The following is a 21,739-nucleotide window of genomic DNA, read 5'->3' on the forward strand; positions in this document are numbered from 1 at the left end:
TGTTCGGTGGCTAGATCGTTTTTGGCGGGGTGCGCGGCTTGTGGGGGTGGCGCGTGCCGGGTTCGAGCGTCGGGAGCTCTTCCTCGTCCGACGGCTCGAAGCCTTCGGGGTATTGCGGCTCCAGCGGCGGGGCGACCTCGGGGCCGCGCAATTGCCGGCGCACCTCCGGAAAAGACATGCCGGTGCGGCCGGCAATGATGCAGGCATCGTAATTCTGCTTGGTCGACAGGCCGCGGCATTGCGCCGATTCCGCATCGATGAAGCCATGCGGCGGCACGTAATAGCTGGTTCGGGTGCAGCCGGACGCCAGCATCGCCACTCCGGCCAGGGCCGCAATCGCACAATTCCGTCTCATCTCGTCTCCATTGGCCCCGGTGTCGCCGGCCGGCGTTTCGCCGGCGACGATTCGGCGGACTATCGCACTGCAAGACTGCGCGAGGCATGCGTGCGGGAGCGATCGGATATCTGCACAGAAATGGCTATTCGCAATTGCGATGGGTGTTGCGACAATGCCGCCAAGTGATTCAAACAGAGTTTTGGCCCGTTGCAAGGAACTGTCGATGACTGAGCTGGCGATGCGATATTTTCGGGGTTGCACAGACACGCGGATACGCAGAAAGAATTTCTTCGATTTCGCATGCAAGACCTATAACGGCTCGAATGCAGTCGCGTTTCTGCTGATCGAGGCATATCGGAAATCGGGAAAGAAGCGCCACGCCAATTTCATCAATGACAATTACATCAAATTCCAGAAAGTCTCGGAATATGCGAAAGACTTTCCGAAATACTCCCTTTTTATGGGTGACATCAACGTCAAGGATTCGAAGAGAACAAGCATCGGCGATGAGACGAGCCGTCAGATCGGCAGTGTCGGATTGACCTGGAAGGACAAGATAAAAAAGCAGAATAATGCGCTGGATATTTTTCGGTCCGTTACAAAGATGTCGGGAACGACACAAATTCACCCGGACATCTTCGAGCCTGCGCAGGTGGATATTTCATCCGATCTCTGGTCGGTCATGGCTCCCGAGCTTCAGGAAAACAATTACGGCATTTTCAATCCCGACTCTTCCTATCAACCCAATTCCGACATTTCGGCAAACTTGCCGAAATTCCGGAAAATCCTGAAAGAAAACGGCTTCGACGGCGACGAAATCGGAATTTATTGATATCGAAGCCTGAGGGCCATGGAACCAGGGCGCAGAATAGGCGCTTTAAGAATGTTCCCTCAACCGATGCGATCGGTATTCGCCCCGCTCGAACTTTGAGGCGGGGCTTTTCTTTTCAATGGGCCTCGTCCCAATTGCCGGCGGCGCGCGCATCCACCTTCAGCGGCACGCGCATGTCGACGGCGGGCAGCGTGGCGTTTTCCATCACCGAGATCACCAGCGGGATAGTCTTTTCGACTTCCGCTTCCTCGACCTCGAAGATCAGTTCGTCATGCACCTGCAGCAGCATGCGGGCTGCGAGCTTGCTTTCGGCCAGCGCCGGTTCCATGCGGATCATCGCCCGGCGGATGACGTCGGCGGCCGAGCCCTGGATCGGCGCGTTGATTGCCGCGCGCTCGTTGAAGGCGCGCACCGAAGGGTTTGAGGAACGGATATCCGGGTAGTGGATGCGCCGGCCGAAAATGGTCTCGACGTACCCCTTGTCGCGCGCTTCCGCCTTCGTCCGGTCCATATAGTCGCGGATGCCGGGGAAACGCTCGAAATAACGCTTGATGTAATCGCCGGCCTCGGAACGCTCGATGGAAAGCTGGTTGGCGAGGCCGAAGGCGGAAATGCCGTAGATGATGCCGAAATTGATCGCCTTGGCGCGGCGCCGCACCTCGCCCGGCATGCCTTCCACCGGCACGCCGAACATTTCCGAAGCGGTCATCGCATGGATGTCGATGCCGTCCGCAAAGGCCTGGCGCAATTGCGGGATCTCGGCGACATGGGCGAGTACGCGCAGCTCGATCTGGCTGTAGTCGGCCGAGACCAGCCGATGACCGGGGGTCGAGATGAAGGCGGTGCGGATTTTTCGCCCTTCGGCATTGCGCACCGGAATGTTCTGCAAGTTCGGCTCGGAGGAGGAAAGCCGCCCGGTCGTGGTCGAGGCCAGCGAATAGGAGGTGTGGACGCGCTTGGTCTCGGGATGGACATAGCCGGGCAGGGCGTCCGTATAGGTGGATTTCAGCTTGGTGAGCTGGCGCCAGTCGACGATGCGACGCGGCAGGTCGTGGCCGGCGGCGGCCAGATCTTCCAGCACCTGCGCCGACGTCGACCATTGCCCGGTCTTGGTCTTCGCCCCGCCCGGCAGCCCCATCTTGCCGAACAGGATGTCGCCGAGCTGTTTCGGCGAGCCGATGGTGAATTTTTCCCCCGCCAGCTGGTAGATATCGTCCTCCAGCGCCGCGGCCCCTTGCGCCAACTCGCCTGAGAGCCGCGAGAGGATCTGCCGGTCGATGGTGATGCCGCGCTCTTCCATGCGCGCCAGCACGGGCAGCAACGGCCGCTCCAGCCGCTCGTAGACGGTGGCGAGTTTCTGCGCCGCCAGACGCGGCTTGAGCACGAACCACAGCCGCAATGTCACGTCGGCATCCTCCGCGGCGTAGGCCGTGGCGCGGTCGATCGGCACCATGTCGAAGGTGACGCCGCTCTTGCCGGAGCCGGCGACATCCTTGAAGGCGATCGGCTTGTGGTTCAGCCAGCGCTCGGACAGGCTGTCCATGCCATGGGCGCCGTTGCCGCTATCCAGCACGTAGGACATCAGCATCGTGTCGTCGAGGCTCTGGATATCGATGCCGTAGCGCCGCATCAGCAGGTAGTCGTATTTGAGGTTCTGGCCGACCTTGAGGATCGAGGGGTCTTCGAGCAGGGTCTTGATGCGGGCGAGCGCCGCATCGAGCGGGATCTGGTTTTCCACCAGCCCGCCGCCGAGCAGGTCGCCGGTGCCGCTCTTGTGGGCGAGCGGCACATAGGCCGCGCGGATGCGCCCGCCGGTCGGATCGTCGCTGTTGTCGGCGATCGCCAGCGAGAAGCCGACGATATCGGCCTGCATCGCATCCAGCGAGGTGGTTTCGGTATCGAAGGAAACGAGGCCGGTGTCGCGCGCCGCCGCGATCCACAGATCCAGCGTGGCGAGATCGCGGATGGTCTCGTAGCCGGCATCATCGACCGGGGTCCTGGCGAAGAATTCGGCGCGGGCGGCGGCGAGATCGGCGGGCGTCGTGCCGGCAATGCCGGGGCGGTCGGCGGGCAGGGCATCCGGGGCGGCTTCGGTCGCACCGGTCACGGCATCGCCAAGCACCGTGATGCCTTCGGGCGTGACGGCCTCGCCGACATCCAGATCCGGCCCATGGGCGCTTTCGCCCCATTCGACCTTGACCGAGGCCGGCTCGATAGCCCCGGCATCGCAATCGCAGGCCTCGGCGACGCGCCGCGTCAGCGTGCCGAATTCCATGGCCTTGAGGAAGGCGATCAGCTTCGGGCCGTCCTGCGGCTCGAGCACCAGCGCATCGAGGGGCAGATCCAGCGGCGTGTCGGTGCGCAGCGTCACCAGCGTGCGCGAAAGGCGCGCCAGCTCGGCATTGGCGACGATGCTTTCGCGGCGCTTCTGCTGCTTGATTTCGGAGGCGCGGGCCAGCAGCGTGTCGAGATCGCCGTATTCGGCCAGCAATTGCGCGGCCGTCTTCGGGCCGATGCCGGGAATGCCGGGAATATTGTCGGTGGAATCGCCGGTCAGCGCCTGCAGGTCGATCATCTGCTGCGGCGGCACGCCCCATTTCTCGATGACGTCGGCAATGCCGATCTGCTTGTCCTTCATGCTGTCATACATGTGGACATTGTCGGTGACGAGCTGCATCAGGTCTTTATCGGAAGAGACGATGGTGACGTCGCCGCCAGCCGCTTCCGCCTGGCGGGCATAGGTGGCGATGATGTCGTCGGCCTCGAAACCCTCGACTTCGATGCAGGGCAGGTTGAAGGCGCGGGTGGCGGCGCGGATCAGGCCGAATTGCGGCACCAGATCCTCCGGCGGGGCCGAGCGGTTCGCCTTGTAGGCCTCGTAGAGCGTCTTGCGGAAGGTCTGCGACGAATAGTCGAAGATGACGGCGAGATGGGTGGGCGTGACGCCGACCGAGGTGTCGCGGGCGTTGGTCAACAGCTTCCACAGCATGTTGCAGAAGCCGGAGACCGCGCCGACCGGCAGGCCGTCGGATTTGCGCGTCAGCGCCGGAAGCGCGTGGAAGGCGCGGAATATGAAGCCCGAGCCGTCGATGAGGAAAAGGTGATCGCCGTTTTTCATGGGCTTATGGATAGCGCGGGCTGCGTGCAAGATCCATCGTCGGCGCCCCAGTTTTCTGTGCGGAAGGCGGCTCACCGAAACGTTACCGATTTGTAACGTTCGCGCCGGGCCGTTTCCCTTGAAAAACCACAATCTGACCCCCAAATCCAGATCACCGGCGATTGATCACGCCGAGGCCTGATAGCCGGCTCGTCCCCCGCCGCGTCAGGTCTGGACAAAGGCCTCATCCCCTCTCCGGGCCTTTGTCCCCCCATTCGAGCCGCCATGGCGCACCTCCAGGCCATGGCGGCTTTTCTCTGCCGGAAATTTGAATATCGCGCGATGCATCGTCTTCGATTTATCGATTGTCTCCGGCTGCAAACGGGCTATCAATGTCCCCATGGGATATGAGCGCATGGATTCGGCAGCCTATCTTGCCAGCCAGCTGGCCAAGGGTTTTTCCCGCTCGCTGCACAAGCGCGCGGCGGCACTCGGCTTTTCGCCCGGCCAGTTTCCGGTGCTGATCGAATTATGGGGCGAGGACGGCCTGACCCAGACCCAGCTCCTGCAGCGCGTCGACATCGAGCAGGCGACCATGGCCAATACGCTCTCGCGCATGACCCGCGACGGCCTCGTCGAACGCCGCCAGCACCCCTCTGACAAGCGCGCCCAACTCATCTTCCTCACTGAAAAGGGCAAGAGCCTTCAAACCGAAGCCATCATCGCCGCAAAAGAAGCCGACGACGCCCTGTTCCAGGGTTTTCGGCGTTTCGAGCGCGAGCTGATGCTGGAATACATCCGCTGGGCCATCGAGAACGCCCGGAAATTGTGAGGATTTTCCGCCCTCGAAACTTGGTCTTCTTTGCTCTATCGTCCGCCCACGACTCGCCCAGTGCTTTGTCTTTTCGCATTTCCGAACGGAAAACCGGTCCTCCCTTTTCCTGGAAATGCATTATTGCGAAAGGAAGACGACATGACCGATGTGAACCCGGTGCTCGACCGCGCCGATGCCAATCTCGATGCCAGCCTGACGCGGCTGTTCGACCTGATCCGCATCAAGTCGATCTCCACCGATCCGGCCTACAAAGCCGAATGCCGCAAGGCGGCGGAGTGGCTGGTCGGGGAACTCTCCGCCATCGGTTTTACCGCCTCGGTGCGCGATACGCCCGGCCATCCGATGGTCGTCGCCCATCATGAAGGCGCGAGCGCGGATGCGCCGCATGTGCTGTTCTACGGCCATTACGACGTGCAGCCGGTCGATCCGATCGAGCTTTGGGAAAGCGATCCCTTCGAGCCGTCGCTGAAGGACGAAGAGGGCCGCAAGGTCATCACCGGCCGCGGCACCTCCGACGACAAGGGCCAGCTCCTGACCTTCGTCGAGGCCTGCCGCGCCTACAAGGACGTGCATGGGGCACTGCCCTGCCGCGTCACCATCCTGTTCGAGGGCGAGGAGGAATCCGGTTCGCCGTCGCTGAAACCCTTCCTCGAAGCCAATGCCGAGGAACTGAAGGCCGATTACGCGCTGGTCTGCGACACCGGCATGTGGGACCGCGAGACGCCGGCGATTTCCGCCAGCCTGCGCGGCCTCGTCGGCGAGGAAGTCGTGGTTCTCGCGGCCAAGCGCGACCTGCATTCGGGCATGTACGGGGGCGTCGCCGCCAACCCGATCCGCATCCTCGCAAACATCCTCGCCGGCCTGCATGACGAGACCGGCCGCGTGACGCTGCCCGGCTTCTACGACGGCGTCGCGGAGACCCCCGACGACGTCAAGGCGACCTGGCAGAAGCTTGCCGGCAACGACACCGATTTCCTCGGTGATGTCGGCCTGTCGCTGCCGTCCGGCGAGCGCGGCCGCTCGATCCTCGAACTGATCTGGGCGCGCCCGACCGCCGAGTTCAACGGCATCACCGGCGGCTATACCGGCGAAGGTTTTAAGACTGTGATTGCGGCCAAGGCCTCGGCCAAGGTATCCTTCCGCCTCGTCGGCCAGCAGGATCCGGAGGCGATCCGCGAGGCGTTCCGCGCCTATGTGCGCTCGAAAATCCCCGCCGATTGCAGCGTCGAGTTCCATCCCCATGGCGGCTCGCCGGCCATCCACTTGCCCTACGATTCCGCCGTGCTGGCCAAGGCCAAGGCGGCGCTGTCGAAGGAATGGCCGAAGCCGGCCGTCATCATCGGCATGGGCGGCTCGATCCCGATCGTCGGCGATTTCCAGACCATGCTCGGCATGGATTCGCTGCTGGTCGGCTTCGCCCAGAACGACGACCGCATTCATTCGCCCAACGAGAAATACGACCTGACGTCCTACCACAAGGGCATCCGCTCCTGGGTGCGGATTCTGGACGGGCTGAAGTAAGCATCGTCGCAAGGATTGCCGGCATGGCTTTCGGGCCTGCCGGCAATCCTGCTCCTTTCGGAAAAGTCCTTTAAAAACAAAAAGGCCGGGCAAGCCCGACCTTTCGCTCTCGTTTCGACGCCGTGCCAGTACATCCGTGGTCAGGGCGGAAACGATGATGTCTTCCACGCCGTTCTTCGCTCCAGGGCCCTTGCAAGCCCGCCTCCGAGCGGCTGTGTTAGGAGGATGGGCCTGAAAGGTTAGTTTCGGGTTAACCATCCTTCTCTGTATCCATAAGATGGCGCATTTTGCCGCGATTGCAAGGGTTTTCGCATTTATTGTGGAAAAAGCCCGAAATGCCGCAGAAAACGCTTGGGTTGAGTGGTTGATTCAACTCTCCATCGAATAGCCGGCGCCGCGAACGGTGCGAATCACGTCCTGCATGTTGGAGAAATTCAGCGCCTTGCGCAGGCGTCCGACATGCACGTCGACAGTGCGCTCGTCGACATAGATGTCATGGCCCCAGACGCCGTCGAGCAATTGCGAGCGCGAAAAGACGCGGCCGGGGGACTGCATCAGGAATTCCAGCAGGCGGAATTCGGTCGGACCAAGGCGCACTTCGCGGCTCTTGCGATGGACGCGGTGCGTTTCGCGGTCGAGTTCGATATCGCCGCAGCGCAGCACCGAGGAGAGCACTTCGGGCCGGGCGCGGCGCAGCATGGCTTTTACACGGGCGATCAGCTCGGGCGTGGAGAAGGGCTTGACGACGTAATCGTCGGCGCCGGTGGAAAGGCCGCGCACGCGTTCGCTTTCCTCGCCGCGCGCGGTCAGCATGATGATCGGCAGGCGCTCGGTCTCGGGGCGCATGCGCAGGCGGCGGCACAATTCGATGCCGGAAACGCCGGGCAGCATCCAGTCGAGGATGAGGAGATCGGGCGTGCGCTCCTGCAGGCGGATTTCGGCCTCGTCGCCGCGCAGGATGGTGTCGACCTCGAAGCCCTCGGCTTCGAGATTGTAGCGCAGCAGGATGCTGAGGGCTTCTTCGTCTTCGACGACGGCAATCTTGGGTAACATCGTTCGTCCGGCTTCTTTGCTGGATCAGGGGCAGGAACCGGCCGGGGCCGGCTCCTGCGTCCAGGACAAAAGGGGAGGCGCTTATTCGGTGACAGCGCCGACCGTGTTGGCGGTGTCGTCCTTCGGGCGCTCGCCCTCGGGCTGGGCGCCGGTCGTCATGTAATAGATGGTTTCGGCGATGTTGGTGGCGTGGTCGCCGATGCGCTCGATGTTCTTGGCGCAGAACAAGAGATGCGTGCAGCTGGTGATGTTGCGCGGGTCTTCCATCATGTAGGTCAGGAGCTCGCGGAACAGCGAGGTATACATCGCGTCGATTTCCTCGTCGCGCTCGCGGATCGACTGGGCCTTCTCGGCCGAGCGGTTGACATAGACGTCGAGCACTTCCTTGAGCTGCATCAGCGCCAGCTCGGAAAAATGTTCGAGGCCGCGCGCCAGCTTGCGGGTGACGCCCGAGCCCTGCACGGCGATGACCCGCTTGGCAGTGTTCTTGCCGAGATCGCCGACGCGTTCGAGATCGGCGGCGATGCGGATGGACCCCATGATTTCACGCAGGTCGCCGGCCATCGGCTGGCGGCGGGCGATCATGACGATGGCCTTGTCGCCGATCTCACGCTCGGCAGCGTCGAGGATGGCGTCCTCGGAGATGACCCGCTGGGCCAGCGCCGAGTCGGAATGCACCAGCGCGCGCACCGCGTCGCTGACCATCTGCTCGGCAAGGCCGCCCATTTCGGAGATGCGCCGCGCCAAAAACTTCAGTTCGGAGTCGTAGGCGGAATGGATATGGTTCGATGCCATGGAAATATCCTTTGAAAACCTTTGCGCGGCGATCAGCCGAAGCGGCCCATGATGTAATCCTGGGTGCGCTGGTCGTCAGGATTGGTGAACATCTTGTCGGTGTCGTTCTCTTCGACCAGATGGCCGAGATGGAACATCGCGGTGCGCTGCGAGACGCGGGCGGCCTGCTGCATCGAGTGGGTGACGATGACGATGGTGTAGTTGGCGCGCAGCTCGTGGATCAGCTCCTCGACCTTTGCCGTGGCGATCGGGTCGAGGGCCGAGCAGGGCTCGTCCATCAGGATGACCTCGGGGCTGACGGCGATGGCGCGGGCGATGCAGAGACGCTGCTGCTGGCCGCCGGAAAGGCCGGTGCCGCCTTCATGCAGGCGGTCCTTGACCTCGTTCCACAGGCCCGCGCGCTGCAGGCTCGCCTCGACGATCTGGTCGAAATCCGCCTTGGAGCGGGCGAGGCCGTGGATCTTCGGGCCGTAGGCGATGTTTTCGTAGATCGACTTCGGGAAAGGGTTCGGCTTCTGGAACACCATGCCGACGCGGGCGCGAAGCTCGACGACGTCGATGGAGGCGTCGTAGATATCGTCGCCGTCAAGGGCAATGCGGCCGGTGACCTTGCAGCCCTCGATCGTGTCGTTCATGCGGTTGAGCGAACGCAGGAAGGTGGACTTGCCGCAGCCCGAAGGGCCGATCAGCGCCGTCACCGTGTTTTCGCGCACGTCGAGATTGACGTCGTAAAGGGCGCGCTTGTCGCCGTAGTAGACGGAGACGTCCTTGCCGACCATTTTCAGGGGAACGATGTTCATCGGCTTTTCCAATACCTTCTCGACTGCGACTTCAGACAACATATTCATGGCGGTGGCTCCTTACCAGCGGCGCTCGAAGCGGCGGCGCAAGAGAATGGCGCCGAGATTCATGACGATGAGGAACAAGAGAAGCACGATGATCGCTCCCGAGGTACGTTCCACGAAGGCGCGCTCGGCCTCGTTCGCCCACATGTAGATCTGCACGGGCAGCGCCGTCGACGGCTCCATCGGCGAGCCGGGAATGTCGGCGACGAAGGCGACCATGCCGATGAGCAGTAGCGGCGCGGTTTCGCCGAGCGCATGCGCCAGGCCGATGATGGTGCCCGTGAGGATGCCGGGCATGGCGAGCGGCAGCACATGGTGGAACACCATCTGCATCTTCGAGGCGCCGAGGCCGAGGGCTGCGGCGCGGATCGACGGCGGCACGGCGCGAAGAGCGGCGCGTGTGGCGATGATGATCGTCGGCAGCGTCATCAGCGTCAGCACCAGGCCGCCGACCAGCGGCGCCGAACGCGGCAGGCCGGCGAAGTTGATGAAGACGGCAAGGCCGAGCAGGCCGTAGACGATGGAGGGAACGGCCGCGAGATTGTTGATGTTGACCTCGATCAGGTCCGTCAACCGGTTCTTCGGCGCGAATTCCTCCAGATAGATGGAAGCGGCGACGCCGATGGGCAGGGCCAGCACCAGCACGATCAGCATCAGGTAGAGCGAGCCGACGAGGGCGACGCCGAGGCCTGCGGCTTCGGGGCGCGAGGAATTGCCCGACGTGAACAGGCCGGTGTTGAACTGCTTGGCCATGGCGCCGGAGGCGGAGAGCTGCTGCATCCAGCCGATCTGGCGGTCGGAGACCTTGCGGTTGGATTCCGGCACGGTCAGGTCGACCTGGCCCTTGTTGGCGGAGTCGATCTGGGCGTCGGCGAGGAAGCTGACGGTGACCGTCTTGCCGATCAGGCTGGGGTCGGCGACGACCATGTCGCGCAGCTGGATCGGCGCGCTCTTGGAGAGCATGGCGTTGGCCGCGCGCACATCCGCCTTGTTCTGGGCATCGACGCCGAGCGCCTTGACGATGGCGTCGCGGGCGACCGCCGTATAATTGGCGGCGATCAGCACCGACGGGTCGGTGGCGCGTTTGTTGTCCGGATCGATCAGCTTCTCGGTGAACTCGACCGGCAGGGCGATCGCGGTCTGCTGGAAGGCGGTGTAGCCGTTGCGCACCACGGTGGAGAGCAGCAGGAACAGGAAGATGATGCCGAAGGCGAGCGCCGCGATGCCATAGGCGCGGAAGCGGCGTTCGGCGGCGTAGCGGCGCTTGATGCCGATGTCGCGGCGGGCGGGTGCCCGCGAGATGACGGCGGCGTCTGCGGGAGAGAGGGCGTTGGTCATTCGTACTGCTCCCGGTATTTGCGGACGATGTAGAGCGCGTAGATGTTGAGGCAGAGCGTGATCGCAAACAGCGTGATGCCGAGCGCGAAGGCCACCAGCGTCTGCGGCGAGGTGAATTCCAGGTCGCCGGTGAGCTGGGCGACGATCTTGACCGTCACCGTGGTCATCGGCTCGAAGGGATTGATCTGCATGCGGGCGGCGACGCCTGCGGCAAGAACCACGATCATGGTCTCGCCGATGGCGCGCGAGGCGGTCATCAGCAGCGCGCCGACGATGCCGGGGAGGGCTGCCGGCAGCACCACCTTCTTGATGGTTTCGGAGCGCGTCGCGCCAAGCCCGAGCGAACCGTCACGCAGCGCCTTCGGCACGGCGGTGATGATGTCGTCCGACAAGGAGGAGACGTAGGGGATCAGCATGATGCCCATGACGATGCCGGCGGTGAGCACGCTCTGCGCCTGGATGAAGTTGACATAATTGCCGGTCAGCAGGCCGTTCACCTGCATCGACAGGTCGCGCAGGAACGGGCCGACGGTGATCAGCGCGAAGAAGCCGTAGACGATGGTAGGGATGCCGGCGAGCACCTCCAGCAGCGGCTTGGCCAGCGAGCGCACCTTGGGGCTGGCATATTCGGCCATGTAGATGGCGGCGAACAGGCCAACGGGAACGGCGACCAGCATGGCGACGAAGCCGATATACAGCGTGCCGGCCAGCAGTGGGATCAGGCCGAACTGGCCGGCCGATGTCGAGCCGGCGCCGGCGAAGCGCGGATCCCAGACCGTGCCGAAGAAGAATTCCAGCGGCGGGATTTCCCTGAAGAAATGCGCGGCCTCCGTCAGCATCGACAGCACGATGCCGACGGTGGTGAGGATGGCGATGGAGGACGCCGCCACCAGCGCCCAGAGGATGACGCGCTCGACACGGTTGCGGGCGCGGAAACGCGGAGCGACCGAGCGCAGGGCGATGGCCGCCCCGCCCAGCGCCAGCAGCGCCACGGCGGCGGTCATCGCCAGGCGGCTGTTGCCGGTCTCGGCGTTCAGCGTCCTGGCGGCCTCGAGCATGTAGGGCTGGACGTCGCCAGCGAGCGGAACGCCCTTTTCGGCGAGCTTGGCGCGCACGTCGACGGAGCCCGACGACAGAGCCGCGGTATCTTCCGCCGACAGCATCGGCAGGCCGCGGGCGATGGCGTTGATCATGCCGTAGGCGAGGTTCTGCTCGGCCACCGGCATGCTCTTCACGTCATCGGGAAAGCCGCCGCGCACCGTGCGCTCGACGATCATCGGGCTGGCGACCAGCCAGACGGCGAGGACGAGAGCTGCCGGCAGGATGGCCCAGATGGCGGCATAGGCGCCGTAATAGCCCGGGCGCGAATGCAAGGCGGACAGCTTGCCGCCGGACATCCGGACGGCGCGCGACGCGGCCAGGCCATAGGCCCCGGCGCCGACGATCAGCAGAATTATCAGGATCAGAGACGTGCTCATGCGCTTCCCCTGGCGGCATCCGCGCCCCGAACCGGAGGGCAAACGGCGCCGCGACACAATGAATTCACTGCAGAATTCCTTAGATCACCCCGGTCTGAGGAATTGTGCAGCCGGCGGCAAGACCGGCGCGGGTTTTCGCCCGCGCCGGTTCCTGGGAGGATCAGATGGTCTTGCCGTCTTCGATCGACTTGCGGATTTCCTCGCGCTCGGCGTCGGGAGCGGCGACGAGACCGTATTCGACGAGCGGGCTGTCGGGGCCGATCATCTGGTCGGAAACGAAGAAGTTGACGTATTCCTTCAGGCCGGCGATGACGCCGAGATGGGCCTTCTTCACGTAGAAGAACAGCGGACGCGAGACCGGATAGCTGCCGTCGGCAATGGTTGCGGCCGAGGGAACGATGCCGCTGACGGTGGCGACCTTCAGCTTGTCGGCGTTGTTTTCATAGAAGGACAGGCCGAAGACGCCGATGCCGTTCTTGTTGGCGCCGATGCGGGCCAGCGTTTCCGAATAGTCGCCATCGATGTCGACGGCGAGACCGTCCTTGCGGACGCCCACGCAAGCCTTGGTCTGGTCGGCCTTTTCCTTGACGGCGGCCTTGATGACGTCGAGAGCGCCGGTTTCCTTGCAGCCGGCTTCCAGAACCTTCTGTTCGAAGACTTCGCGGGTGCCGTGCTTTTCGCCGGGGATGTAGGCGGCGATTTCGACGGCTGGCAGCGACGGGTTGACGTCCGACCACTTCTTGTTCGGATTGTCGACCAGCTTGCCGTCGACGACGACCTTGGCGGCCAGCGCCTTGTAGATGTCGGACGGGGCAAGCTTCAGTTCGCCGAGCGAATTGTCGTTGGCGAAGACGATGCCGTCATAGCCGATCTTGACTTCCTGGATTTCGGTCACGCCGGCTGCCTTGCAGGCTTCCAGTTCCTTTTCGTTGATCTTGCGCGAGGCATTGGCGACGTCGATGGTTTCCGGGCCGACGCCCTTGCAGAATTCCTTGAGGCCGGCGCCCGTGCCGCCCGACTCGACGACCGGGGTCTTGAACTGGCTGAAGGTTTCGCCGAAGCTTTCGGCGACGATCTTGGCATAGGGCAGAACCGTCGAGGAACCGGCGACCTGAACCTGGTCGCGGGCGCTGGCGGCGCCGGCAAAAGCCACGGAGGCAACCAGGGCCGCGGCGGAAAGCTTGAGAACGTTCATAAAAATTCTCCCGTCATGGGCGTGAGTTTGGGGCGTGGGTGTCTGGCGAATGAAGGAACTCGCTGTCACGAGGCCGGCGGTTGCCCGCCTTCGCTGGCCTTTCTTTAGACCCCGTATGCCCGCTGTTTTATGTCAGTTCGGTGAAACATTTATGACAGGGCAACTACGTGAAATATCAACGTAATTTGGCGATTGTCCTTCCGCCGCGCGTCCTTTCATGTCAAAAGCGGACGGTAAACGCCGTGCCCTTGCCGAGCTGGGAGCGCACGACGAGGCGGGCGCGGTGGCGCGTCAGGATATGCTTGACGATGGCAAGGCCGAGGCCGGTGCCCTTCTTCGAGCGGCTGGCCTCGACATTGACGCGGTAGAAACGCTCCGTCAGGCGCGGCACATGCTCGGCGGCGATTCCGGGGCCATGGTCGCTGACCGTCACCTCGACGGGCACGCCGTCTCCACCGGTCAGCGTCACGTCGACCGCCTTGCCTTCCTGGCCGTATTTGCAGGCATTCTCGATCAGGTTTTCGAAGACCTGCACCAGCTCGTCGCGATCGCCCTCGACTTCCGCCTTGCCGTCCGGCAGGTGCAGGGCGATGGTGACGTCGAGTTCCTCGGCCAGCGGCAGCAGCGCGTCGCGCACATGGCCGATGAGCGGCACGAGATCGACCTTCTGCGCCGGCGGCTGATGCGCCTTCAGTTCCAGCCGCGACAAGGACAAGAGGTCGTCCACCAGCCGGCTCATGCGGGTGGCCTGCTCCAGCATGATGGCGAGGAAACGCTCGCGCGCCTTCTCGTCGTTGCGGGCCGGGCCCTGCATGGTCTCGATGAAGCCGCGCAGCGAGGCGAGCGGCGTGCGCAGCTCGTGGCTGGCATTGGCGACGAAATCGGTGCGCATCCGGTCGATGCGGCGCGATTCCGAGAGGTCGCGGAAGGAGAGGATATAGACCGTCTCGCGGCCGCCATCGCCATAGGGCATCTCCACGGGGGCGACCAGCACGCCATAGACCCGCTCCGAGGGCAGGCGCTCCGACAGCTCGAAACGGTTTTCGTGGCCGGAGGCGATGGTGTCGCCGACCTTTTCCAGGAGCGCGGGGGCGCGCAGCCTCGCGCTGATATGGGCGCCTTCCGGCACGCAGCCGAAGGCCTGTTGCGCCGCGCCGTTCTGGAACAGGATCTGTTCCTCGCGATTGAGCACGAAGACCGGCGCATCCAGCCCGCCAAGGGCTGCCGACACTGCCCTCAGCGAGGCCTGCGGCGAGGGCTGCACCGACAAGGGCATGGAGACCTGCCGCTCGATGACGATGCGCGCCGGCCGGCGCAGCAGCGTCACCAGCGCCAGGAAGACCCACAGGCCGATCACCGCCAGCCGGTCGATACCAGCCGAAAGCGCCAGCATGGCGATGACGGCGGATGCCGCCAGCACCGGCCATTCCTGCCCCAGTCGCGCCAGGAGACGCCGGACGGGATGTGCCTGTAATGCCGAATGGTCCATTGCCGTCATGATCTGCCTGCCCGCGGTGGAAATCGTTGCTTACCCGGATTCGATGACAGAAAGATGCAACCTGCGACATGGCACGGGGTGCTTGAATTCATCGTCCGGATATGGCCTCTTCCACCAGTAGCGACAGGATTGCAAACAGTTCAGGAGATGTCCATGGCGGACGAAAAGCAGGATCGCACGGTCGAGTTGAATTTCGGGGGAGAGACGCGGGCGTTCAACGTCGATGATCCCGTGCTGCCCGGGTGGATCGACGATGCGGCCCTGCAATCCGGCGGCTATCCCTACAAGAAGAAGCTCGATCAGGCCGAATACGATTCGGATCTGAAGAAGCTGCAGATCGAGCTGGTCAAGGTGCAGCTCTGGCAGCAGGCGACCGGCAAGCGGATCATGGCCGTGTTCGAGGGCCGCGACGCCGCAGGCAAGGGTGGGGCGATCTTGGCCGCCAGCGCCTATATGAATCCGCGCTCCGCCCGTGTCGTGGCGCTGACCAAGCCGACCGAGACCGAGCGCGGCCAATGGTATTTCCAGCGCTACGTCTCTCATTTTCCCACCGCGGGCGAATTCGTGCTCTTCGACCGCTCCTGGTACAACCGCGCCGGCGTCGAGCCGGTCATGGGCTTCTGCACCAAGGACGAATACGAGCTGTTCATGAAGCAGGTGCCGCGCTTCGAGAAGATGATCGTCCAGGACGACATCCATTTCTTCAAGTTCTGGCTCAATATCGGCCGCGAGATGCAGCTCAAGCGTTTCCATGATCGCCGCCACGATCCGCTCAAGGTCTGGAAGCTCTCGCCGATGGATATCGCCGCCCTCAAGAAATGGGACGATTATACCGACAAGCGCGACCGGATGCTGAAGGAAACCCACACCGATGCCGCGCCCTGGACGGTGGTGCTGGCCAACGACAAGCGCCGCGCCCGCATCAACCTGCTGCGCCATATCCTCAGGACGCTCGACTATGACGGCAAGGACAAGGACGCCATCGGCGAGCTCGACGACAAGATCATCGGTCAGGGGCCGAAGATCCTGAAATAGGAGAGGCTGCGGTTCTGCCGGGCTTCGAGCGTCCGGACATGCGAAAGGGCTATTGCCCCGGCAGGATGCGCACCGCGAACAGGTCGACGCCGCCGCCTTTGGCCGAGAGATCGGGATCGATCAGCAGCCGGCCGGGGGCATCCGGCGTCGCATTGCGGTCGAAGACCACATGCAGCAGGATGTCCATCTTGTCATGGGTGACGTCGAAGCGATGCCGGCCGCAGCCGCCCAGCGTGCCGAAGCCGCATTCGAGCGCGATCTGCACCGGCGTGTTGCCGCTGGCCTGCAGGGTGAGGGCGATGGTCGAGGCCTTGCCCGCCATCTGCTGCAGCGCCGAGACCGGGATTTCGATCGCCGCATCCCCGCCGCCGCCGGCCAGCACGCGGATCGCCGGGCCTTCGCTGGTCGAGACCGCCTCCGCTCGGCCGCCCTTGATGCGGTCGACTTCCGTCGGGGTCAGCACTTCCAGCCAGTCGTCGCCGAAACCGTTGCGCGGATCGAGGGTGCGCAAGCCGCGGAATTGCGAACCGTCGGATGGCGGGGCGGTGGTGCGCGGCGCCGCGGCGGTGCCATCCATCAGCGCCTTCACCTGGTCGATCAGGCCGGACTGGCTGAGCCACCAGCCGCCGCCGACCAGCGCCGCCAGCAGCATTCCATAGATCAGCAGCGAGGCGACGATGCCGGCGCCGCGGCGCTTGCGCTTCTTCTCCGGCTTGATCTTTCCCGGCTTTTCGCGCGGCTGCGGCGGCAGCGAGGCTTCGGCCTCCAGCACCGGCGCGGCCGGAGAAGCATCGACGCGCGGCTCGATGCGGCCGCGATTGGGAGCGGATCTGCGGGCTCCCAAGCGCTCGGCGCCGAGGCTGCCCAGGTCGCCGGCGGCGGAAGCGGCGCGCGGCGGATCGGCCGGCATGTCCAACGACGGCGCCGGGGCGCCGGCGGGCGCGGACGGGGTCGCACCGGGTGCGAGATCGAGCCGGCCGGCATCGGCGGGCGCGATCGCCTCGACGACGGCGGCATTGCGCTCGCCGGCCTCGATCGTATCGATCAGCTTTTCCAGATAATCGTATTGGGCGGCGATGACCTGGGGATCGGTGATGCCCTGCTTGCGCAGGCCGACATCGACGGCATTGCGGGCCGACCGATAGATGCGGGCGCGCGCATCGGGGTCGCCGCGGTCGCTCTTATCCAAGGCGTTTCTGATTGCCGTTTCGATTCCGTTCACACCCGGTCCTTCATGGCCTGCGCCGTTCCTGCCGTCAGGGACGCCGCGCCAGCCCGTTCTTGCTCCAGCAATGCTGGATCCATCCATTCCATCTGCGCAATTCCCCGAATCGACGGGGCATTGCGTTTTTCCCGGCGCGGCCCGCGCCCGACCGGGCTTAACCCGAGGGTTTGGCGCAATTCCGGACGCAAGCCGGTTTTTTCGACAACCCGCCGCCGCCGCTTGGCGCCGCCCTTCAGGATTCGGTAACGATAAGCAAAGGAATTCGCAAGCCCGCCTGATCGTCCGGCGCGCCGCCGGTCTCCACGGCCCACAGCATATCGCCTCCGCCCGGGCCCTCCTTCCCGGATCGAAACATCGGCCTGGCTCCCGCGCCCATCCGCACGCTTCGTCTATCGGCCGGACATTTTTCCAAAAACCGTCTTGCATTCCCCCCCCAATCCCTGTATCAGCCCGCTTGCAAACGGGAACGGCGTTCCGCCGCCCGAAGGGCCGCTTTAGCTCAGTCGGTAGAGCACATCATTCGTAATGATGGGGTCACGTGTTCGAGTCACGTAAGCGGCACCATTTTTCCAAAGACAACTCGTCTCAATCGGCGGCCTACAGAATAATTCCGGTATTTCCGTAAGTTAACCGAGATCTAGCGTGCAATTTTAGCCATCCGGCCTCCGGAAATCGCCAGGATATCCGCTGGCCGAGGCTTCGTCCAAACGGCGCTTCCCACCAGCCTCAACTTTTTAATTGCTGGCCGCCAGTTTTCGAGACTTTTCGTATTGACCAACAGCTTGGTCAGGTCGCCGCTTTCATCTTCCAAAGTCCACAGAATGAAAACGGCCGCCTTCTGGTGGTGTGAGTATGGCCTGGGGTTCTAAAAGCGTGTGCTGCTTTGCCATATGTCAGGAAGTTCAAGCATCGGGATTGGTTCTTAGTGGCAATCACCACCAGTTGGACCTTCTTCGTTACGCCGCCTCCGGCATCAAATTCGTGGTCGCTGGCCAGCGGGAAGATGTTGCAATTGCGCTCCAGATAGGTTTCCAAATTTAAATACAGCATCTGCTTGGTTTGAATGTGAAGGCGGTTTTTCCTTCGCGGCTGCGTTTTGCGGTATAAAATTCTTTGCCGACAAAAATAGTAGAGAATACCCTCGCTCCGGTACGAGAGGAGCATACGTTCATGACCATCCACACCAAGCCGGCCCATCTCCCGACGATCGATTTTTCGAAGTTCCACGGCAGCGCGATCGAGCGCGACGCGTTCATCGCGGGCCTGACGCGCGTCCTTCACGATCATGGTTTCTTTTACCTGACGGGACATGGTGTGCCGCAGGACCTGATCGACGACGTGCTGGCGGTCTCGAAGCGCTTTTTCGCGTTGCCCGAGGCCGACAAGCTTTCGACCGAAATGGTGAAGTCGCCGCATTTTCGTGGCTACAATCGTGCCGGATATGAACGGACGCGCGGCGAGCAGGACTGGCGCGAGCAGTTCGATGTGAATACCGAGGGCGATGCGGTGGAGGCCGACGCCGATGCCCCCTGGAACCGGCTTCACGGCCCGAACCAGTGGCCGGCGGCCCTGCCTGAACTGAAGCCGTTGCTGCTTCGCTACCAAAGCGAGGTGACCCGGATCGGGATCGACGTGCTCAAAGCCATCGCGCTGGCGCTCGGCCAGCCGGAGAACGCGTTCGCCGATATTTACGAGCCTTCGCCATCGCAGCTTTTGAAGATCATCCGGTATCCCGGCCGCGATGCCGCCGGCAGCGACCAGGGGGTCGGTGCCCACAAGGACGGCGGGTTCGTCACGGTGCTTTTGCAGGATACGACGCCCGGCCTTCGCATCCGCACGGAAGAGGGAGAGTGGATCGAGGCGCCTCCGGTTCCCGGCACCTTCGTCATCAACAGCGGCGAGTTGCTCGAACTGGCAACCAACGGTTTCGTCAAGGCCGATGTGCACGATGTCGTGACGCCGCCAAGCGGCACGGAACGCTTCTCGGTCGCCTTCTTTCTCGGCGCCCGTTATGATGCGACGATCCCGGTCATTGCGCTGGCCGATGAACTGAAGCGCGGCGAGCGCGGCGTGACCGTCGATCCGCTCAACCCGATTTTCAGGAAAGTCGGTATCAATCATCTCAAGAGTCGCCTGCGCTCCCATCCGGATGTCGCGGCCGCCCATCACGCGGATCTGCTGCATCTGCTCGAACAGCCGGCAGACGCGTAAAACCTGTTGGCGCCTCCGCGTGGGTGGCGATTTTCGTTCGGCATGGAGAGGTGACATGTCTCTACAGGAAAGCAACGTCGTCACGCTTCCGCTGGACGCCGCCGCCCGCCAGGAGGTTGCCGCGCTCTGGAGTGTCTTGCGGGAAGAGGCGGAACGTGCCGTCCGCCGCGATCACGCTCTTTTGCGGGCGATGAATTCCGCGGTATCGATGCATGCGAGCTTCGGCCATGCCCTGTCGCATCGCCTGACGATCAAGCTTGCCGATCACGATATCGACCGGGACGAACTGCTCGCCCTGATTTACGGCGCCTATACCGACAAGCCCGGCCTGCTGGGCGCGGCCGTGGCCGATCTGGAGGCGGTCAAGGATCGCGATCCCAGCAACACGGAAGTGCTGACGCCATTCCTCTATTTCAAGGGATTTTACGCGTTGCAGGGATACCGCATCGCCCACTGGCTCTGGGCGATGGGCCGCCGGCATCTGGCGCGCCATATCCAGAGCCGCATTTCCGAGGTGTTCGCCATCGACATCCATCCGGCGGCCGTGATGGGGCGCGGCATCATGCTCGATCACGGCAGCGGTCTCGTCATCGGCGAGACGGCGGTCGTGGAAGACGAGGTGTCCATCCTGCAAAATGTCACGCTCGGCGGAACCGGCAAGGAAACCGGCGATCGGCATCCCAAGATCCGGCGCGGCGTCCTCATCGGCGCCGGTGCGAAAATTCTCGGCAATATCGAGGTTGGGATGGGCGCGAAAGTCGGTGCAGGCAGCGTGGTCCTGACCTCCGTCGCACCCTACATGTCGGTTGTCGGCGTCCCGGCGCGGCCTGTGGGGCGTCCCCACACGGCCTTTCCAGGCGTGACGATGGATCAGGCCTTGTCGGAGCCGGAGTATATCATATGACCGTCGCCAGAAAACTGCATCTCGGTGCCTTCATGCGTCCCGTCAGTCTCCACACCGGCGCCTGGCGCTATCCCGGCGCCTATCCCGATGCCAACTTCAACTTCGCCCATCTCAAATCCTTCGCGCGAAAGCTGGAAGCGGCAAAGTTCGATGCATTCTTCATGGCGGACCACCTGGCGGTGTTGAACATGCCTGTCGAAGCCCTGCGGCGCAGCCACACGGTCACCTCTTTCGAGCCGTTCACGCTGCTGTCGGCGCTGGCCGCCGTGACGGACAGGATCGGTCTGGTGGCGACCGCATCCACCACCTTCGAGCAGCCCTATCATATCGCGCGCCGTTTCGCGTCCCTCGATCATATCAGTGGTGGACGCGCGGGCTGGAATATCGTCACCACGGCAAATCCCGACGCCGCCCTGAATTTCGGGCTGGACGACATGGTGGAGCACGATGAGCGCTATCTGCGTGCGCGCGAGTTCTTCGATGTCGTGACAGGCCTCTGGGACAGTTTCGCGGACGATGCGTTCATCCGCGATGTCGACAGCGGCATCTTTTTCGATCCCGACAGGATGCATGTGCTGGAGCACAGGGGACCGGAACTGAAGGTGCGTGGGCCGCTCAACATCGCACGGCCGCCGCAGGGATGGCCGGTGATCGTGCAGGCGGGCCAGTCGGAGCCGGGCCGGCAACTGGCGGCGGAAACCGCGGAGGTCGTCTTTTGCTCGCCCCGCGATCTCGCTGCGGGACAGGCGCTTTACGCCAATATCAAGGCGCGCCTGTCCGCTCTCGGGCGTGCGCGCGATAGTCTGAAGATCATGCCGGCAGCCTTTGTCGTCGTCGCGGATACCGTGGAGGAGGCGCGGCAAAAGCGCCTGACGCTCGACAGCCTCGTGCATTACGATAGCGCGATCGCATCGCTTTCCATCGCGCTGGGGCACGATGCGTCCGGCTTCGATCCCGACGCGCCCCTTCCTCCCGTTCCCGAGACCAATGCCAGCAAGACGGGCCGCGCGCAGGTTCTCAAGCTTGCGGAAGAAGAGGGGCTAACCGTGCGGCAACTGGCACAACGGTATGGCGGCTATTCCGGCCTCGCCTTCGTCGGAACGGCTGAAACCATCGCCGACGAGATGCAGGCCTGGCTGGACGGCGAGGGTTCCGACGGTTTCAATGTGGTTTTTCCCTATCTGCCGCAAGGGCTCGACGACGTGGTCGAACGGCTTGTCCCGGCGCTTCAGCGTCGCGGTCTGTTCAGAACGGAGTACGAGGGCGAGACCCTGCGCGACCACCTCGGGCTCCCCCGTCCCGACAACAGGTTCTTCCCCTAGCGGTTTCGCAACCCCTAGCGTCGACGCGCTGGCGCAGAACAATATTCCAGGAATGCGCCGTTTAATAATCTATAAAATCTATATACTAATTTTTCCGTTGATATTCTGAGCTCCTCATCAGGTGAGACATTGCATCATTTCGCCAAAAGGAGAAGTCCATGACCATTCATCAGTCTCCCGAGATCGTTCCGCAAGCGGCGCCGGTTGCGCCGAACGGC

At 63.4% G+C, this 21,739-nt stretch carries 19 protein-coding genes and 1 tRNA gene; 8 read left to right on the forward strand and 12 right to left on the reverse strand.

Going from position 1 to position 21,739, the window contains the following annotated elements; translation table 11 throughout:
- Positions 1–10: 10 nt before the first annotated feature.
- The gene (locus P7F60_RS09865; protein ID WP_277917563.1) at positions 11–355 is read right to left on the reverse strand and encodes a hypothetical protein; all 345 of its coding nucleotides are present in this window, start codon (positions 353–355) and stop codon (positions 11–13) included.
- A gap of 205 nt (positions 356–560) precedes the next feature.
- Here P7F60_RS09865 and P7F60_RS09870 point away from each other — a divergent pair, with 205 nt between their 5' ends.
- Positions 561–1,169 (forward strand): hypothetical protein, encoded by a 609-nt coding sequence (locus P7F60_RS09870; RefSeq protein ID WP_277917564.1) that lies wholly within the window; start codon positions 561–563, stop codon positions 1,167–1,169.
- A 115-nt stretch (positions 1,170–1,284) separates the two neighbouring features.
- On the opposite strand, the gene polA is transcribed toward P7F60_RS09870, so the two are convergent.
- Positions 1,285–4,287 (reverse strand): DNA polymerase I, encoded by a 3,003-nt coding sequence (gene polA, locus P7F60_RS09875; RefSeq protein ID WP_277917565.1) that lies wholly within the window; start codon positions 4,285–4,287, stop codon positions 1,285–1,287.
- Between the two features lie 394 nt (positions 4,288–4,681).
- Here polA and P7F60_RS09880 point away from each other — a divergent pair, with 394 nt between their 5' ends.
- Together P7F60_RS09880 and P7F60_RS09885 are read left to right on the forward strand one after the other, a co-directional pair.
- On the forward strand, positions 4,682–5,098 hold the full coding sequence (locus P7F60_RS09880; RefSeq protein WP_277917566.1) for a MarR family transcriptional regulator: 417 nt from the start codon (positions 4,682–4,684) through the stop codon (positions 5,096–5,098).
- Positions 5,099–5,239: 141 nt separating this feature from the next.
- Positions 5,240–6,622 (forward strand): M20/M25/M40 family metallo-hydrolase, encoded by a 1,383-nt coding sequence (locus tag P7F60_RS09885; protein ID WP_277917567.1) that lies wholly within the window; start codon positions 5,240–5,242, stop codon positions 6,620–6,622.
- Between the two features lie 369 nt (positions 6,623–6,991).
- On the opposite strand, the gene phoB is transcribed toward P7F60_RS09885, so the two are convergent.
- The 7 genes from phoB to phoR form a co-directional block, all read right to left on the reverse strand.
- Positions 6,992–7,675: a phosphate regulon transcriptional regulator PhoB gene (phoB, locus tag P7F60_RS09890; protein ID WP_277917568.1), complete on the reverse strand. Its 684-nt coding sequence runs from the start codon at positions 7,673–7,675 to the stop codon at positions 6,992–6,994.
- Between the two features lie 81 nt (positions 7,676–7,756).
- Complete coding sequence (gene phoU / locus P7F60_RS09895; protein ID WP_277917569.1) at positions 7,757–8,470, reverse strand: phosphate signaling complex protein PhoU; 714 nt, start codon at positions 8,468–8,470, stop codon at positions 7,757–7,759.
- A gap of 32 nt (positions 8,471–8,502) precedes the next feature.
- Positions 8,503–9,318: a phosphate ABC transporter ATP-binding protein PstB gene (gene pstB / locus P7F60_RS09900; protein ID WP_277917570.1), complete on the reverse strand. Its 816-nt coding sequence runs from the start codon at positions 9,316–9,318 to the stop codon at positions 8,503–8,505.
- Positions 9,319–9,330: 12 nt separating this feature from the next.
- Entirely contained in the window at positions 9,331–10,653 is a 1,323-nt protein-coding gene (gene pstA, locus P7F60_RS09905) for a phosphate ABC transporter permease PstA (RefSeq protein ID WP_277917571.1), read from the reverse strand.
- A complete protein-coding gene (gene pstC, locus P7F60_RS09910) occupies positions 10,650–12,131 on the reverse strand; it encodes a phosphate ABC transporter permease subunit PstC (protein ID WP_277917572.1) in 1,482 nt (493 codons plus the stop codon). The genes pstA and pstC overlap by 4 nt, the downstream gene beginning before the upstream one ends.
- 160 nt (positions 12,132–12,291) lie before the next feature.
- The gene (locus P7F60_RS09915) at positions 12,292–13,326 is read right to left on the reverse strand and encodes a substrate-binding domain-containing protein (protein WP_277917573.1); all 1,035 of its coding nucleotides are present in this window, start codon (positions 13,324–13,326) and stop codon (positions 12,292–12,294) included.
- Between the two features lie 220 nt (positions 13,327–13,546).
- Positions 13,547–14,773: a phosphate regulon sensor histidine kinase PhoR gene (phoR, locus tag P7F60_RS09920; RefSeq protein WP_277917695.1), complete on the reverse strand. Its 1,227-nt coding sequence runs from the start codon at positions 14,771–14,773 to the stop codon at positions 13,547–13,549.
- 204 nt (positions 14,774–14,977) lie between these two features.
- Between phoR and ppk2 the strand changes: the two genes are divergently transcribed.
- Positions 14,978–15,859 carry a polyphosphate kinase 2 gene (ppk2, locus tag P7F60_RS09925; RefSeq protein ID WP_277917574.1) on the forward strand — a complete coding sequence of 294 codons (882 nt, stop codon included), beginning with the start codon at positions 14,978–14,980 and terminating at the stop codon, positions 15,857–15,859.
- Positions 15,860–15,908: 49 nt separating this feature from the next.
- On the opposite strand, the gene P7F60_RS09930 is transcribed toward ppk2, so the two are convergent.
- Together P7F60_RS09930 and P7F60_RS09935 are read right to left on the reverse strand one after the other, a co-directional pair.
- Positions 15,909–17,048, reverse strand: coding sequence for a hypothetical protein (locus tag P7F60_RS09930; RefSeq protein ID WP_277917575.1), 1,140 nt, complete (start codon positions 17,046–17,048; stop codon positions 15,909–15,911).
- Positions 17,049–17,077: 29 nt separating this feature from the next.
- A complete protein-coding gene (locus tag P7F60_RS09935; protein WP_277917576.1) occupies positions 17,078–17,395 on the reverse strand; it encodes a hypothetical protein in 318 nt (105 codons plus the stop codon).
- 177 nt (positions 17,396–17,572) lie between these two features.
- On the opposite strand from P7F60_RS09935, the gene P7F60_RS09940 reads away from it, so the two are divergent.
- Positions 17,573–17,648, forward strand: a tRNA-Thr gene (locus P7F60_RS09940).
- 222 nt (positions 17,649–17,870) lie between these two features.
- Here P7F60_RS09940 and P7F60_RS09945 read toward each other — a convergent pair.
- The gene (locus P7F60_RS09945; protein WP_277917701.1) at positions 17,871–18,371 is read right to left on the reverse strand and encodes a hypothetical protein; all 501 of its coding nucleotides are present in this window, start codon (positions 18,369–18,371) and stop codon (positions 17,871–17,873) included.
- Here P7F60_RS09945 and P7F60_RS09950 point away from each other — a divergent pair.
- From P7F60_RS09950 to P7F60_RS09960, 3 genes are read left to right on the forward strand one after another with little or no spacing between them, the layout of a single operon-like run.
- Positions 18,255–19,295 (forward strand): 2-oxoglutarate and iron-dependent oxygenase domain-containing protein, encoded by a 1,041-nt coding sequence (locus P7F60_RS09950; protein WP_277917577.1) that lies wholly within the window; start codon positions 18,255–18,257, stop codon positions 19,293–19,295. The genes P7F60_RS09945 and P7F60_RS09950 overlap by 117 nt on opposite strands.
- 55 nt (positions 19,296–19,350) lie before the next feature.
- Positions 19,351–20,199, forward strand: coding sequence for a serine O-acetyltransferase (gene cysE / locus P7F60_RS09955; RefSeq protein ID WP_277917578.1), 849 nt, complete (start codon positions 19,351–19,353; stop codon positions 20,197–20,199).
- On the forward strand, positions 20,196–21,521 hold the full coding sequence (locus P7F60_RS09960; protein WP_277917579.1) for an LLM class flavin-dependent oxidoreductase: 1,326 nt from the start codon (positions 20,196–20,198) through the stop codon (positions 21,519–21,521). The genes cysE and P7F60_RS09960 overlap by 4 nt, the downstream gene beginning before the upstream one ends.
- The last annotated feature ends 218 nt before the right edge of the window (positions 21,522–21,739 follow it).

This window comes from Rhizobium sp. YJ-22, assembly GCF_029601685.1.
Classification (GTDB): Bacteria; Pseudomonadota; Alphaproteobacteria; order Rhizobiales; family Rhizobiaceae; genus Metarhizobium.